We start from the raw sequence: 15709 nt of genomic DNA, 5'->3' as shown, positions 1-15709 counted from the left end.
GTGTGGGGAGTGATTGTTATACACCGCTTTGGCGCAAGCCAACTGGAAAGGAGCGCCCGCTGATGTACCGAATATTGATTGCCGACGATGAACCGATGATCCGCAAAGGGCTGCAAAAGCTGGTGGAGCAGTCCGGTCTGCCGATCGCATCGATCCGAACGGCGGATAACGGCGTCACGGCGCTGCAGCAAATACGAGAGGAACGGCCCGATTTTCTGCTGACCGATATTCGGATGCCGAAGATGGACGGGCTGGAATTGTGCCGCGAAGTGGCCGAACTGGATGAAGACATTCAAATGGTCGTCATTTCGGGGTTCGGCGATTTTGAGTACGCGCAGAAGTGCGTCTCCTATGGCATCAAAGAGTACTTGCTCAAGCCGGTGAACAAGAAGAAATTCCAGGAAACGCTGGAGAAGCTGATCCGGCTCAAAACGAGGCAGCAATCGGAAACGTTCGTTCCGGTGACGAAGCTGGAAGAATGGGTCCAGGAGATGGATGCGGCCATCTGGGAGCTGCGGGAAGCGGACATGCATGATCAATTGCAGCGCATGAAAAGCGAGCTCGATTCGTACCGGCTGAAGCCCGGTCGTTTGAACGATGTGCTCACGGAGCTGCATGCGCTGCTCGGCAAACGGCTGAACACCCGCGACGTGTTTGCTTTTCACGCGGAACTGGCGCTGTCCGGTACCGCGAACGAGAGCGAGTCGTGGGAGCGGTTCAATGCAAGCATCCGCAGCTTGTTCGAAGCGCTGAAGGCGAAGCGCCGCGGCAAGCCGAAAGACGCGGTCGAGGAAGCGAAGCAATATATCGAGCATCACTTGGCCGAGGAAGTGTCGCTGGAGGAAGTGGCCGAGCATATCGGCCTCAATGCGTCGTACTTCAGCCAATTGTTCAAGCAATCGACGAACGAAACATTCGTGCAATATCGGACGCGTCGGCGAATGGAAAAAGCGAAAAAGCTGCTGCAGCAGCCGCAGTACCGCATCACGGACATTTCGGGCGAGGTCGGCTACGCGGATCATCCGCATTTTACGAAGACGTTCAAGAAGTATACGGGCTTCCTGCCGTCGGAGTACAGACAAAAGATGGGCATTGAATAATGAAAAAACAGATGCTGTCGCAGCAAATTTACCGCTACTTTCTGATCGTCATTGTCATTTCGCTGTCTACGGTAGGCATCGTCACTTATTTTCAGTCCTCGCGCGCGCTGGACCGGCAAGTGCAGCAGTATATGAATCAGATGATCGATAGCGCTGCGTATCAGACCGATACGTATTTGCAAACGTATGAGTTGTTCAGCAATTCGTTTTCTTCCAACTCCGACGTGCGTGCTTTCCTGGAGATTCACCCGAACGACGCATACGAATATTACTATTACTCGGAACTAATTAAGAAGTTTGCGCAGGAATCGGTCGCCTCCATTACGACAATCTACAGGCAGCTGAACATGGTTTACGTCGTCGGGAGGCACGGCCGGTCCGTCATCTACGACAACCAGAACCTGCTGTTTCTCGACCCGTCGCTCATCAACAAACAGTTCGACTATTTGATGGAATCGACACCTGAGAAAGGCGAGATTAAGCTGCTGACGATGAGCATCCGAAAGGAAGATCAAGGTACCGTGGCGACGATGGCGCGCAAAGTACGCGGCTCGCAATACAGCGAAATTTTCAAAGGCGTCGTGGCCATCGAATTCAAACTTTCGGAGCTTGCAAAAATTTGGGATCGCATTAATCTGGGAAGAGACGGATATTTTTTTATCGTCGACAACGAAGGAAATTACATTTATCACCCGAATATAGGAATGAACGAGCAAAAGCTGGATCCGTCGCTCGCGGGCCGTATTTTGGCAAGCGGCAACGGGCCGTTGATTGAATCGTACAATGGGGAGAAACGCATGTTCGTTTCCCGCAAATCGGGATATTCCGACTGGAATCTCGTTGCCTCCATGCCGATGAAAGAGCTGCGCCGCCCTGTTTCCGTCATCCGTACGACGACGCTGGCCGTCGGGCTCATTACGCTGGCCGCCGCGCTGTGGCTCGCTTCCCGCTTCGGACGCTCCATTGTCGCGCCGTTCCGGGATTTGAAAGAAAGCATGCGGGAGACGGAGAAAGGCAATTGGCAGCACATCGACGAGAAAGGCCGGAACGACGAAATCGGCGATCTCATTCACAGCTACAATCTGATGGTGACGCGGCTGTCGGAGATGATCGAGAAAGTGTACGAAGCGGAGCTGCAGCAGCAAAAAAACGCGCTCGAGCTTGGGGAAGCGGAGCTGGAGCGGCAGCGTGCCGAATTCCAGTCGCTGCAGCTGCAAATTAATCCGCACTTTTTATACAATACGCTGGAGACGATCAATTGTTATGCCATCGTGCAGGATTCCGACGAAATAACGGAGATGGTCGAAGCGATGTCGTTCATGCTGCGGTACTCGATCCAGACGAATCTGGAAGAAATTACGGTTGCCAACGAGCTGAACCATGTACGCAATTACATGATCATTCTCGAGCATCGCATCGGCCGTGAATTTGAGATCGATGTCATTATTCCTCCGGCACTTCTCCTTGAAAAGATGGTGAGGTTGACCCTGCAGCCGCTGATCGAAAATATTTTTCAGCATGCGTTCTGGGGCGGTATCGAACCGCATCATTACATCCGCATCGACGCCCGCAAGGAAGGCGGATTATTTCAAGTCATTGTCGAGGATAACGGCGAGGGCATTCACGAGGGCCGGCTTGCGGAGCTGCGCAGGCGGCTGGAGCTGAATCGGCTTGCCGAGCAGGAACAATCCGGCGGGCAGAAGCGCAGCGGCGGCATCGGACTGATGAATGTGCACCGCCGTATTCAGATGGTGTTCGGCGAGCAATACGGACTGACGATTGAAAGTGAATGGGGCCAGGGGACCCGCATTACGATGAATATGCCGGAAACGGTGAGACCTGCGCTTCGTTCGAAAGAATAGCAAACCACGAATACAAACTTGGGGAGGATGTTTACAATGAACATCGAATTAACAGGGAAAATTGCACTGGTGACCGGATCGAATGCCGGAATCGGCCGCGCGATTGCGATCGCGCTTGCGTCGCAAGGGGCGAAAGTGGGCGTGAACTGCCTTCGCAATGTCGCGCAAGGCGAAGAAACGGTGGCCGCCATCCGCGAAGCCGGTGGAGAAGCAGTGCTTGTGCAGGCCGATGTCACCGATCCGGTGCAAATCGACCGGCTGGTCGGCGAGGTGGAGCGCGCCTTCGGCGGCACGGTGGACATTTTGGTGAACAATGCAGGTCATATGGTGCGCCGTCTGCCGAACAGCGAGATGACGGAGGAGCACTATGCACAGGTAATGGACGTCAACATGAAAAGCACCGTATTCATGTGTAAAAGAGTGATCGACGGCATGAAGGCCAAAGGAGCGGGCCGCATCATCAACATGTCTTCCATCGCGGCGCAAAACGGCGGCGGTCCGGGAGCAAGCATTTATGCGGCGAGCAAAGCGGCCGTATCCGCTTATTCCAAAGGGCTGGCCAAAGAGCTTGCAGCCAGCGGCATTACCGTCAATATCGTGTCGCCGGGCTTTATCGGCAGCACCATGTTCCACGCGACGTTTACGACCGACGCTGCGCGCCAGGCGACGATAAGCGGTATCCCGCTTCAGCGTGAAGGCACGCCGGAAGACGTAGCCGGAGCGGTGCTGTATTTGGCCTCGGATCTCGCCGCGTATGTAACCGGCGAAACGATCGAAATTAACGGCGGGATGATGATGAGATGAGTATGGGGATCGGGGAGAAACAGAAATTGACGACGTGGGCGGACACGGTTCTGCTTCGGATGAAGGAAGAGCTTGACGGCATGGTGGAGGCGCAGAGCCTCGTGATACCGGCAGAGCCCGGCGGATGGTGGCATCAATACGTATGCCCGGTACATCATACGGAGCTGCTTTTCAATCCGCTGGAACGGGATGCGCATACCTTCGTGTGTCCGCATGGCTGCCGAATCAACGAGGAAGTATACCGGGGCGCTTGGCTTGTATTTAAGCATCAGTCGCTCGCCCGGGCTGCGCTGCAGTCGGCGGCGGTATACGCCGGTCTTCGGGAACCGTCCTATGCCGAGCTGGCCAAGCGGCTGCTCGTCGAGTACGCCCGCCAGTTCCCGCGCTACCCTGTGCACCCGGACGCGCAGCCGTGGATGCTCAAGGGCAGGGCGTTTCATCAGGCGTTGACCGAAGCGATCTGGTCGACGACGCTGCTCCGCGCCTGCTTGCTTCTGCAGGATGAAGGCGTCGAATTTACAGAAGACGAACGTACGGCGCTGAACGAATTTGTATCGATGCTCGAATCGAGCATGACGGAATATCGGCATATTCTCATCTACGAGCGCAAAAATCCGGAGAACAACTATACGGCGTGGCTGAATGCTTCGTTATCTTGCGTCTACGCCGTTCAGGGCAATAAGGAGGCGCTCGCCGGATTGATCGAAGGCGAAGGCGGCTGGAAGCATCATCTGTCGATCGGCGTAAAGCGGGATCAGCTGGAGTTCGAAGGCTCGGTTTATTATCATATTTTTGTGCTGAGGGCTTATTTGATCACCGCGGAAATGGCGGAACGGTTTGGCATGGACCTTTACGCCGAACAGGGGAGCGAAGGCCAATCGATGGCCGGCATGTTTGGCGTCCTGGCGGCACTTGCGGACGACACGGGCGTGCTTCCCGCACTGCATGACGGACCGGTGGAGCGTTTGCCGTACGCCAGGGAAATCGCGGAAATCATGGAGATTGGCCTTGCGAAGTACAACAAGCGCGAGTTGATTCCGCTTCTTGCGGAAGCTTACAGGCAGATGGGAAGCGAGACGGGAGAGCGAAGCGAGCTTGAAGCGCTCTTATACGGCGAAGGCGGCTATTTTGTTTCGTTGTCGGCAGTTCAGCAAAGGGACAAGCGTGCTTCATGCCTTCTGCCCGATTCCGGGTTTGTCGTCGGCCGTCATGAAGGGAACGCACTCTCGTTTCTTGCCGATTTCGGCCCGCACGGCGGTTCGCACGGTCATTACGATAAGCTGCATTTGTCGATTATGCACAAGAGCGGCGCATGGACGCCGGATTTCGGGATGGTGCCTTACGGCTCGACGCTGCGCAAGCAGTGGTTCGCCGAAACCGCAAGCCATAATACGGTTTCCATCGACGGAATGTCGCAAGCGAAGCATGAAGGCCGCTGCGTCTCATTTGCCGAGACGGCTGCCGCAACGTCGGTGTGGCTGCAGTCGGATGCGGCATATCCCGGCTGCCGGTTGGATCGCCGACTGTTGTTAACCGAGGGCTGGCTGCTCGATTGGTTCGAAGTTCGGCTGGACCGGAATGCTTCCGTAGAATGGTGGATGCACCCGGTGATGGAGCCGGAGCAGGCGCCGTCCGTTTCGATCGGGGAGGCGAAGGGCACTTATCCGCTGAGGATCGAGGATGCGATGCGGGAGCTGCCGATCATCGGACGATACGAGGAGGCCGGCGAATCGGGTACGGCGCAGCAATTGGCGTTCGTCTATCCGCAGCATGACGGCTCGAAGCTGTATCACACGGCGCTGCTGCTGCCGGAACAAGAGGCGTTTGCCGTGCGTACCCCCGGTACGACGGTTGACCCCAGCAGTCCATTAACCGCATTGCTGCATCGGCAGACAGGGGAACGCTGTCGATTCGTCCATGTATACAGCGTCAGCGGGCCTATCCGCGTCGAGCTGCATGGAGAGGATGAACTGCGCCTTGCGTGCGGTTCCGAAGTTACGATTTGCAAGCTAAAGGATGAACAAGGTTTGACGATCGGATAGGGAGAGGGGACGGACAATGAGCGAGCATTCACCATTATACGAGCCGCAAAGCGGCGTACTGACCGTACAATACGAACCTGACGAAACCACGGTGCTGATCGAAAACCCGCCGCGTTTCACTTGGATTTCCGCGCAGCTGGAGAACGATCGTTACGTACTGCAGATTTCGGATGACGAGCGGTTCTCCGAGGAGAGGACGACGACGATTCAGCCGATTCCTTACAACCTTTATACGCCCGCAGAAGCTTTGGCTCCGGGTACTTATTATTGGCGCTACGCTCTTCTGACGGACGAACCCGCCGGTCGTACGGCCTGGAGCCGGGTACGCCGCTTTGCCGTGCCCGAAGGCTTGCCGGAGACGCCGCTGCCTGCTAGGGAAGGGCGCTACGCGTCCACAGCGGAGGCGCATCCGCGCCTGTGGTTGCAAGCCGGCGAGTTGGCGAACTTTCGCGCGAGGGTGAAAGACGATCCGGCGGGAACCGGCTGGGAGGTCTTTTACGAGCGTTCGGTCAAGCCGTGGATCGATCGTGAGCTGATCGCCGAGCCGCAGCCGTACCCGAATAACAAAAAAGTCGCCAAGCTGTGGCGGCAAATGTACATCGACTGCCAGGAAGTACTGTACGCGATCCGACATCTCGCCGTAGCCGGCGTCGTGCTCGAAGACGCGGCTCTCATCGGGCGCGCCAAGACATGGCTGCTGCATGTGGCAAGCTGGAACCCCGAGGGCCCGACTTCTCGCGATTACAACGACGAAGCGGCTTTCCGGACGGCCGGGGCGCTGGCCTGGGGCTATGACTGGCTGTACGGCCATCTGTCGCAGGAAGAGCGCGACACCGTGCGCAGGCAGCTTCTCGTTCGCACCGGACAAGTGGCGTTTCACGTGATCGAGCGTTCCAAAATTCATCATGTGCCGTTCGACAGCCATGCGGTCCGCTCGCTCTCCAGCGTGCTGGTGCCCTGCGGCATCGCAATGCTTGGGGAAGAACCGAAGGCGCAGGAATGGCTGGACTATACGCTGGAATATTATGCCGCGCTGTATACGCCATGGGGCGGCGTCGACGGCGGCTGGGCGGAAGGCCCGATGTACTGGACGACAGGCATGGCTTTCGTGACGGAAGCGATGAACCTGTTGAAAAAGTATACGGGAATCGACTTTTACCGGCGTCCGTTTTTCAGCAAGACGGGAGATTTTCCACTGTACTGCTTTAGCCCGGACACCTTGCGGGCGAGCTTCGGAGACCAGTCGACGCTTGGCGATCCGGTCAGCCTGAAAACCGGCTTCAACGTTCGCCAGTTCGCGGGAGTGACGGGGAGCGGGCTGTACCAATGGTATTACGAACGGGTGAAGGAAACCGACACCGATTCGGAAATGAAGTTCTACAATTACGGCTGGTGGGATTTCCGCTTCGACGAAATGGTATACCGCAACGATTACCCGATCGTGGAGCAGGTCGTTCCGGACGACGGCAAGATCGAGCCGGTCAAATGGTTCCGCGACGTGGGCTGGGTCGCCTTCCATGCGAATATGGCCGATCCGGAGCGTCATATGATGCTGTTGACGAAGAGCAGCAAATACGGCTCGGTCAGCCACAGCCATGGCGATCAGAACGGCTTCTTGCTGCATGCCTACGGCGAACCGCTGGCGATCGAGAGCGGACATTACGTCGCGTTCGGGAGCACGATGCATATGAACTGGCGCAAGCAGACGCGAAGCACGAACAATATTTTGGTCGACGGGAAGGGGCAGTATGCCGGTACGAACAAAGTGTTGAACATGGCGGCCACCGGCACGGTGGAAATCGCGGAGCAGAGGGACGGATACGGCTACAGCCGAAGCGACGCAACCGCCGCCTACAAGGAAAACGTGCCATACCTGGAGCGGTATGTCCGCGAATTGTACTTCATGGATAACGCGTATGTGGTTGTTGTCGATCATATCGATCTGACGCAGCCGGCCCGCATCGACTGGCTGTTCCAGACATTGCATGAAATGAATCTGAACGGACAATCGTTCAAAGTACAGGGGACGAAGGCGGACATGGACGGAAGATTCGTGTACTGCTCGTCCGGGGAGCTTACGCTGTCGCAACACAACGAGTTCACCGACGTGGATTTGAGCGAGATCGAAGGGCTGCCGATTCATTGGCACCTGAAGGCGACGACGGGTGTCGCCCGCAACCACCGGATCGCTACGCTGCTCGTACCGGTTAAGAAAGGCGAACCGAAGTACGTTTCGTTCTTCATGGACGATCAAGGGCACGGCGTTAACATTTATTTCACGCTGGACGGAACTACACGCAAAGTGGATGTGCCGAACGCGTACTGAGAAACGAACGACGACAAACCGCAGATCGCTTATGATCTGCGGTTTATTTGAGTTTCAACGAAGTTATTTCCAATAAAAAATCGCAATCTGCGTCCGGTCGCGCAGCCCGAGCTTGCTCAATATTTCGGAAATATAGTTTTTGACCGTGCCTTCGCTCAGGAACAATTGCTGGGCGATTTCTTTGTTGGAGAGACCTTCGGCGATTTTCTCCACCACCTGCTTTTCCGTCGCGGTCACCCCGAACGCTTCCAGTCTTGTCGATGGGTCTTCTTTGGCGGCTGTTTCCTTTGCCGGTGCCGACGCGGAAGCAGGCTGAATCCAATCGGTCAACTTGCGGGCAATATCGGGATGGATCAGCCAATTGCCCTGATGAACCGTTTTGATGCCCTGGACGATCCGGTCGGGCGGAATATTTTTGAGCAAATACCCGCTGGCTCCGTTGCGCAGCGCCTCTACGATATATTCGTCGTCGTCGAATGTCGTCAAAATAAGGATGCGCGTATCCGGCGCCTGCTGCTTGATGCGAAGCGTTCCTTCCACGCCCGATACGTTCGGCATGCGAATGTCCATCAGGACGACGTCCGCGGTGCCGCCTCCGGTAAAATGGGCAAACGCCTCGCTCCCGTCCCCGCACGTACCGACAACGGTGAGCTCCGGGTCCAGCTCGAGAATCAATTTCATGCTTTCGCGGATAAACGGATCGTCATCGACGATCAATACTTGAATCATGGCGAAGGATCCTCGCTTTCCAGTAAAATGAATCAGTATCGTATCTTCTTATTCCATCGGCGAGACAACGCTGCAGAGCAGATCCCGGACGCGCGGTTCGATGCTGCGTGGCGCACGGACGAGATTTACGCGGAGTTCGGAACGATCGTCGTAACCGAAAAATAATCGTCGCAGGCCCACTGCAGATCGCCTCCGACCAGTTGTGTCCGCTCCTCCATTCCGCTCAGGCCGAAACCTTTGCGCAGGACGGAAACATCCGGCTTTACCCCGTTGTTCCATACGGTCATCCGGACGAAGGCCGGCTCGTACTGCATATGGATTCGAACTTCCGTCGCCTGTCCGTGACGAAGCGCATTCGTCACCGCTTCCTGCGCGTTACGGTACAAGACGATTTCCAGACTAGGATAAAGCGGGCGCGGGATGCCGTTCATTTCATATTTGACATCAAGTCCGGTCTCGGCAGTCAGCCCCTCGATTAAACGGCTCAAAGAATAAGACTGTACGCTATCGTTGTCCGGCTTCATGCGCCGAACGGTCAGCCGCAGCGTCTCCATACTTTCGGCAAGCTGGCCGCACACCTGCTTCGTCATGTCCAGCCCTTTTTCCGGCTGATCCGGCGTAATGCGCACGGCCGCTTCCAGCATCATTTTCAACCGGATCAATTTATGGCCCAGATCGTCGTGGATTTCCCGCGCAATGCGGTTGCGTTCCTCCGCTTGCACGAGCTGCTCCACTTTTCCGGCATATTCCAGCACCCGGGTGCGCGCGGCATCAAGCTCGTATGCTTTGCGGCGAAGTTCGTCGTATACTTGCTCCAACTCCGCTTTGCTCTTGCCCGTATCGGCAAGCAAGTACAGAAGCAGCGCACCGGTCGCAAACAACAGATTCGCGGTCAGCTTGAGCTCCATGTCCGCATGTCCCAGCAAGGCGGCATTGAGCATCGCAGTTTGAAGTGCAAGCAGAAACCAGCGCAGATTGCTTTTTTCCTGCAGCATGTACGTGAGAAGAATGGAATAATGGCAGGCGAACATCATGTTCTGATACCGAACGCTCAGCCAGGTGACGTAGGCCGTTTCCGCCGCCGCCGCAAAGCGCTGCGCCCGTTCCGGAAGCCAAGCGCGCCGGGTCTCGACCAAGGCGAGAAGCAGCAGCGTATGGAGCGTGAACAGCCCGATGCTTTCTTTGGGAAGAACGGTCATCGTGCTGAATACCGGAAACAGGATCAGCACATAGCGCAAGCTCAATAACATCAGTTATCCGCCTCCCATGACGCATTCGTTTTTATGGAAAAATAATGCACCGCTTTTGCACAAAGGATTATAACACAACCGGCTTGAAATGACTTTAGTCATTTGCTAAAGGTGACGATGGCTACTGAGCGCGAGATGCGCCATGATATACAATGAATTTACATAGGGGAAGGCGTAAGGGGGAAGTGGAAAGTGGGCTTTGTAGAAATCAGCAATGTCGTAAAGCGTTACGGAAATAAGCTTTCCGTCGATCATTTGAACTTGTCGGTACGTCAAGGAGAAATATTCGGCCTGCTCGGACCGAACGGCGCAGGCAAGAGCACGACCATTAAGATGGTGTGCGGGCTGCTCGGAATCGATCAGGGGGAGATCAAGGTGGGAGGGATATCCGTCGCTTCTGGGCCGCTTGAGGTCAAGCGGCGGATCGGTCTCGTTCCGCAGGATCTTGCGATCTACGATAATTTGTCTGCGCGCGAAAACGTATCGTTCTTCGGCCGCTTGTACGGCCTTCGCGGCAAGCTGCTGCAGGAGCGGGTACAGGAAGCGCTTGCGTTCACGGGCCTCTCGGACCGGCAAAGCGATAAGCCTGCCGCTTTTTCCGGCGGCATGAAGCGGCGGCTCAACATAGCCTGCGCCATTATGCACAGGCCGGAGCTGATCATCATGGACGAGCCGACGGTAGGGATCGACCCGCAGTCGCGCAATCGTATTCTTGAGTCGGTGCGGCAGCTGAACCGGATGGGCTCGACGATCATCTATACAAGTCATTACATGGAAGAAGTGGCGGCAATCAGCGGCAGGGTCGGCATTATGGATCACGGTCATCTGATCGCCTGCGGTACCCTGGAGGAGCTGCGGGGGCTTGTATCCGAGGCGGAGAGGCTGACGATCCGAACGGTCAATCCGGCGGAAGACGCAGTGAAGGAATTGCGGAATCATCCGCGCATCCGCGAGGTCCGGGCGGCGGATCAGACGCTTGAAATCGACCTTGCGCCGCTCGCCAACGCCCTGCAGGACATCTTGTTCATTTTATCCAAGCACGGCGTCGTGATCCAATCGTTGAGCCGCTCGGAACCCGACCTGGAGGACCTCTTCTTGTCGTTGACCGGCCGCACGCTGCGGGATTAAGGAGCTGACGACAGATGAGCAACGTTTGGATTATCACCATGTATGAGCTGCGGAGAATGAGCAGGCTTCGCTCGGTCATGTTTGTCTTGTTTTTGCTGCCCCTGATCTTAATTTTTATTTTGGGCGCTGCGCTTTCCGGCGAGTTCCGGACGGAGGATGTCAAGCTGAAGCCGGTCAAAACCGTTCTCGTCAACCTGGACCAAAGCGGGTGGAACGGCCAGTTGATGCAGTATTTGGATAGCCCGGTTATGAAAAAGGCGCTCGATCTTTCACAAGCGGAAAGCCGGGAACTGGCGGTGCGGGCGATCCGCAGCGGATCGGCCGAATTCGGCGTCGTCGTACCCGCAGGGTTCGGCGACAAGCTGATGCGGGGGGAACCGGCGGAGTGGGAGCTGCTGAAGGGCAGCGAGCATGGGCAAAATTTGATCGCACAAACCGTATTCCAAAGCTACATCGACTATGTCAACGGGCTGCAGGCCGCGGTGCTGGCGACCGGAGCTCAGGCGGCTCCATCGTTTGCGGCCGTGCAAGATAAGTTCCTGAACGAGCCGCAGCCGGACTACGTGAAGAGCGGTTCATTCATCGGAGAACAAAAACAGTTCTCGGCGGTTCAGTATTACGCCGCCGCCATGACGGTCATGTTCATCCTGTACTCCGGGATGGCCGCTGCAATCAGCATGGTTTACGAACGGAACAACCATACGCTTGCCAGACTCGGAGCGATGCCGGTGAAGATGGATCAGATCATGGCGGGCAAAGTGCTTGGCAACGGATTGCTATCGCTTGTACAATCCGCCGTTATAGTGCTGCTGTCCCATTTTGCGCTCGGCGTCGACTGGGGCAGCCGGCTCGATCTGCTGCTGCTCGTCTGCATGCTGCTGATTGTCGCTGCGATGAGCATGGCTGCGCTAGTCGGCGTAATTGCGACAAGCGTGAGAACCGTCACGACGCTGTTTCAAATCGTGATCATTTTAATGACGTTTCTGAGCGGAGGCTTCGGCCGCGATATGGGGGAATTCATCGCGAGCTTGGCCCCGTTTACGCTCAGTCATTGGGGCATGCAGAGCATACTGCGGCTGATGCTGGATAACGGGACGGCAACGGCTGTGCAGCATGTCGGAATGCTGGCGGCCATCGCGGTAGTGCTGGCCGTCGTCGCAACGACCGTTTATCGGAAGGTGGGTTATCGTGAATAGTCTTATCATCGCGCTTGGTATTATCAAACGGACGATCGGGAACCGCAAAGGGATATTGCTGCATATCCTCGTTCCGGCGCTGGTCATCTCGGCCTTAATCGGCTTGATGGGCGACGGGGGGGACGACACCGCCCAGGTCTTATACATGAATCGCGATACTGGCGCCGCCGGCAGCCATCTGATCAAGGAGCTGGGCCGCAACGACAGCTACCGTTTGTCGGAAGCGGCGTCGGAAAGCGACATAAAGGAGGCGCTGCTGCAGCGCAAAGCGGCTGCCGCATTTATCATTCCGCCCGAATTTACCGACCGTCTGCTGAAAGGCAGCCCGGCGCCGGTCGAACTGAGCGAGCTGACCATGAGCGAGGCTTCGTTCGCTCTTAGGATGAACATTGATCATCAAGTCGGTCTTGCCGCCATGCAGACGGCTATGCTCAAGACGGCGGGAGAGCCGCTGGAACGCATGCCTCGCGTGTTCGAGCAGACGGAGAAGCATCAGGTCACGACGAAGACGAGCGACCTCGGTTTGTATAGCAATGCGTCGCTTGGGTTCGTAACCGGGTTCCTGCTTATGTTTTTGATGGGGCTTGTCAATACGTCTGTCTCCGCCGTAATCGAAGATCGAAAACGCAATACGATGACCCGCATGTTCGCCGCCCCGGTTCGTTCCGGCGAAATCGCGCTCGGCAACTTTCTCGGCAGCTTCCTATTAGGTACGCTGCAAATCGTCGTCGTACTTGCCGTTACGAAATATGCGATCGGCTATCGTTACGGGCTGCCGTTCTGGGAACATTTGCTGCTGCTTGAATTTTTTTTGCTCGCCGTCATCGGAATATCCAGCAGCGTGGCCGGATTTGTCCGGAATTCCGAGAATCTGAGCGCCATCAATGCCATGATCGCAACGCCGACCTGCATGCTCGGGGGTTGTTTCTGGCCGGTGGCTATCATGCCGGAATTTATGCAAAAGCTATCGCATTTCGTACCGCAAAGCTGGGCGATTGAAGGCATCAAGCGGCTTGCATCCGGGCAATCCATCGAAGAGCTTTGGATGCATCTGACCGTACTCGCTTTGTTTGCTGTCGTTTTGCTCGGGCTTGGCTCGGTCGTGCTGAAGCCGGGGGAAACGGACTCGGCTTAATGCGGCATCCATGCCGTCAAGAACCGTCTCCATTGCCAAGGGAAGGCGGTTCTTTTGGCTGTCGGCGGGGAAATAAACCATGCCGCCATAAAAATTAGGTTCAAAAATGAGTAAAAAAAGACAATAAACCAAGTTGCTAAAACATATGAATCATAATAAGATAGAATCAAGAAATGCGAATAGTCAGAAAATTCTATCAAAGGGGCTGGGGCATTTCGAAGTTCGGTCATCCGACGATCCTAAGCCGTTCGCGGAGCACCGCATGCTATAGTACCGGAATCCAAGTCGCTACGAGTCCGATGCCCGTTTTTTTGAAATATGAGGAGGGGATTGCCGTGAGTAAGAGTCATGAAGTGGAATATTGCAACCTTGAGTTACGATTTGACCGTCGGCTAATCCGTAACTTCATCAAAACGCTCATTCAAGAAGGGTATTCGCTTTACTGGAACGAGAACGACCAGCAATTCATCGTATCCATCCGTACGGGTCGGAAGCTGGTGAAGCTCAAATTTCAACGCATCGGCGAACGTTACAAAATTGTCGGCAATTATTCCTTCAAAGATGAGAAATTGGCGGAGCTGATGGAAAAAATGATCGGAGATACGCGCGGACACGCCGTAGTGAAACGGTTTAAGGACCGGCAAATTCTGATCGAGAATATCATGTTCGGGGAAATCATTCGTATGGTTGAAATTTCTGGCGTTGAGCATAAAGTTTTGTTTCAGAAGGAACCGGTGGTGACCGTGGAAGAAATGATGCAGGCTTTCCGCTCCAAACGGCCGGATGAACGCATTCCGGTGCTGCGGCTGGAGCTCGATTACGAGCTGGCTACGCTGCACGATGCTATTCAAACGGGCGACCTTGCGACGGTGCAAAAGTGCAAAGAAAAGCTGAGGGAGTTGCGGCATGAAATGCTATTGCTTGAAATGTAAGGGCATACGGGCTTGGCTGAGTAAGTAGACGGTCTGTGAAACGTTCACAGGCCGTTTTTCTTTTGGTTCGAGACGGACTCGCTTTTTGTCGCAAAAAAGGTTAATATTTCGTTATAATGGGCAAGAAAAGAGCATTGTTAACGTGTGCAGCACTATGCTATGATGACAGTTAGAGGGTGGTAGGTAAAGGATGAGCAGCGTTACAATTAAGGACATCGCGAAATTGGCCGGTGTCTCGCATACGACCGTTTCCCGGGCGCTTAACGACAGTCCGCTCATCAATCCGGAAACAAAGGATCGAATCAAGTCGATTGCGGGCAGCCTGAACTATACGCCTAACTACAGCGCAAGAAGTTTGGTTCTGGACCGGTCGTACAATCTGGGGCTATTTTTTTCGACGCTGCATACGGGTACCTCATCCGGCTTTTTGTACGAAGCCATCAAAGGCGTCAACGATGTAATCAAGGACCAATTCAATTTAATTGTGCGCGGGATCGACGATTACAAGAGCTATCATAACGTCAATCGGAAAAGTTTCGACGGACTCATCGTTATGAGTCAAAGCGCAAGCGACCAGTCGTTTATCGAATACGCGGCGGACAAGGAAATTCCGATCGTGGTGCTCAATCGGCCGATCGATAAAGTCAAGGTGATGAATTTGGTGCCCGACGATCAGCGCGGGGCTTACCGTGTGGCGGAGCATTTGATCGAGAAAGGCCACCGGCGCATCGCCATTATCGAAGGCAAGCAAGGGTTCAAATCGACGCAAGCGCGCCGGGACGGTTACCGTGAAGCGCTGGAGAAGCACGGGGTGCCGCTGCGAAACGAGTGGATCGTACCGGGTAATTACGACCTGGAAAGCGGCTATGCCGGAATGAACCGTCTGCTGGACTTGAAGGAGCGTCCCACCGCAGTGTTTTGCTCCAACGACGATATGGCCCTCGGCGCCATCAAGGCCGTAACCGAGCGCGGACTTCGCGTGCCGGACGATTTGTCGGTAGTCGGCTTTGACGATCATTTGTTCTCGGCCTTTATGTCGCCGGCGCTGACGACCGTTCGCAGGCCGATCGAGGAGATCAGCAGGGCCGGTGCGGAAAAGCTGCTTTCTTTTATCGAGAAAAAACAAGTCGAGAAATCGACGGTTTACTTTCATACGGAGCTCGTTATAAGGGATTCCGTCAAAACGATTGCAGGAGGAAACTAAA

The 15709-nt window shown here is 55.4% G+C and carries 12 protein-coding genes; 10 read left to right on the top strand and 2 right to left on the bottom strand.

All coding sequences use genetic code 11. The annotated features are described in order from the left end of the window. Window positions 1-62: 62 nt before the first annotated feature. The 5 genes from ACFQI7_RS05130 to ACFQI7_RS05110 are packed head-to-tail and all read left to right on the top strand — an operon-like array spanning window position 63 to window position 8134. On the top strand, window positions 63-1100 hold the full coding sequence (locus tag ACFQI7_RS05130) for a response regulator (RefSeq protein ID WP_218097167.1): 1038 nt from the start codon (window positions 63-65) through the stop codon (window positions 1098-1100). Beyond that, complete coding sequence (locus ACFQI7_RS05125) at window positions 1100-2962, top strand: cache domain-containing sensor histidine kinase (protein WP_218097168.1); 1863 nt, start codon at window positions 1100-1102, stop codon at window positions 2960-2962. Before ACFQI7_RS05130 ends, ACFQI7_RS05125 begins: the two co-directional genes overlap by 1 nt. Window positions 2963-2998: 36 nt before the next feature. After that, window positions 2999-3766, top strand: coding sequence for an SDR family NAD(P)-dependent oxidoreductase (locus ACFQI7_RS05120; protein ID WP_218097169.1), 768 nt, complete (start codon window positions 2999-3001; stop codon window positions 3764-3766). Further along, the gene (locus tag ACFQI7_RS05115) at window positions 3763-5808 is read left to right on the top strand and encodes a heparinase II/III domain-containing protein (protein WP_218097170.1); all 2046 of its coding nucleotides are present in this window, start codon (window positions 3763-3765) and stop codon (window positions 5806-5808) included. The genes ACFQI7_RS05120 and ACFQI7_RS05115 overlap by 4 nt, the downstream gene beginning before the upstream one ends. 16 nt (window positions 5809-5824) lie before the next feature. Beyond that, complete coding sequence (locus tag ACFQI7_RS05110) at window positions 5825-8134, top strand: DUF4962 domain-containing protein (protein ID WP_218097171.1); 2310 nt, start codon at window positions 5825-5827, stop codon at window positions 8132-8134. Window positions 8135-8197: 63 nt separating this feature from the next. Here ACFQI7_RS05110 and ACFQI7_RS05105 read toward each other — a convergent pair whose 3' ends face one another. Next, window positions 8198-8863, bottom strand: coding sequence for a response regulator transcription factor (locus ACFQI7_RS05105; RefSeq protein ID WP_218097172.1), 666 nt, complete (start codon window positions 8861-8863; stop codon window positions 8198-8200). A 125-nt stretch (window positions 8864-8988) separates the two neighbouring features. Next, entirely contained in the window at window positions 8989-10113 is a 1125-nt protein-coding gene (locus ACFQI7_RS05100) for a sensor histidine kinase (RefSeq protein WP_218097173.1), read from the bottom strand. Window positions 10114-10305: 192 nt separating this feature from the next. Between ACFQI7_RS05100 and ACFQI7_RS05095 the strand changes: the two genes are divergently transcribed. The 5 genes from ACFQI7_RS05095 to ACFQI7_RS05075 all read left to right on the top strand — a co-directional run bounded on the left by ACFQI7_RS05095 (window position 10306) and on the right by ACFQI7_RS05075 (window position 15708). Then, window positions 10306-11241, top strand: a complete 936-nt coding sequence (locus tag ACFQI7_RS05095; protein ID WP_218097174.1) for an ABC transporter ATP-binding protein — start codon at window positions 10306-10308, stop codon at window positions 11239-11241. A 14-nt stretch (window positions 11242-11255) separates the two neighbouring features. After that, window positions 11256-12437, top strand: coding sequence for an ABC transporter permease (locus ACFQI7_RS05090; RefSeq protein WP_218097175.1), 1182 nt, complete (start codon window positions 11256-11258; stop codon window positions 12435-12437). Further along, window positions 12430-13572 (top strand): ABC transporter permease, encoded by a 1143-nt coding sequence (locus ACFQI7_RS05085; RefSeq protein ID WP_218097176.1) that lies wholly within the window; start codon window positions 12430-12432, stop codon window positions 13570-13572. Before ACFQI7_RS05090 ends, ACFQI7_RS05085 begins: the two co-directional genes overlap by 8 nt. Window positions 13573-13907: 335 nt before the next feature. Further along, window positions 13908-14504 carry a hypothetical protein gene (locus tag ACFQI7_RS05080; protein ID WP_218097177.1) on the top strand — a complete coding sequence of 199 codons (597 nt, stop codon included), beginning with the start codon at window positions 13908-13910 and terminating at the stop codon, window positions 14502-14504. A gap of 190 nt (window positions 14505-14694) precedes the next feature. After that, window positions 14695-15708, top strand: coding sequence for a LacI family DNA-binding transcriptional regulator (locus ACFQI7_RS05075; RefSeq protein ID WP_218097178.1), 1014 nt, complete (start codon window positions 14695-14697; stop codon window positions 15706-15708). Window position 15709: the final 1 nt, after the last annotated feature.

It is taken from the genome of Paenibacillus allorhizosphaerae (assembly GCF_042659105.1).
GTDB classification, from domain to species: Bacteria; Bacillota; Bacilli; order Paenibacillales; family NBRC-103111; genus Paenibacillus_G; species Paenibacillus_G allorhizosphaerae.
The sequence above is the reverse complement of the archived record's forward strand: the minus strand, read 5'-3'. Positions and strand labels throughout refer to the sequence as shown.

Coding starts and splice junctions, on each gene's coding strand:
- ACFQI7_RS05130 (WP_218097167.1), top strand. CDS start 63: ATGTACCGAATATTGATTGCCGACGATGAACCGATGATCCGCAAAGGG.
- ACFQI7_RS05075 (WP_218097178.1), top strand. CDS start 14,695: ATGAGCAGCGTTACAATTAAGGACATCGCGAAATTGGCCGGTGTCTCG.
- ACFQI7_RS05100 (WP_218097173.1), bottom strand. CDS start 10,113: ATGTTATTGAGCTTGCGCTATGTGCTGATCCTGTTTCCGGTATTCAGC.
- ACFQI7_RS05110 (WP_218097171.1), top strand. CDS start 5,825: ATGAGCGAGCATTCACCATTATACGAGCCGCAAAGCGGCGTACTGACC.
- ACFQI7_RS05120 (WP_218097169.1), top strand. CDS start 2,999: ATGAACATCGAATTAACAGGGAAAATTGCACTGGTGACCGGATCGAAT.
- ACFQI7_RS05105 (WP_218097172.1), bottom strand. CDS start 8,863: ATGATTCAAGTATTGATCGTCGATGACGATCCGTTTATCCGCGAAAGC.
- ACFQI7_RS05115 (WP_218097170.1), top strand. CDS start 3,763: ATGAGTATGGGGATCGGGGAGAAACAGAAATTGACGACGTGGGCGGAC.
- ACFQI7_RS05090 (WP_218097175.1), top strand. CDS start 11,256: ATGAGCAACGTTTGGATTATCACCATGTATGAGCTGCGGAGAATGAGC.
- ACFQI7_RS05125 (WP_218097168.1), top strand. CDS start 1,100: ATGAAAAAACAGATGCTGTCGCAGCAAATTTACCGCTACTTTCTGATC.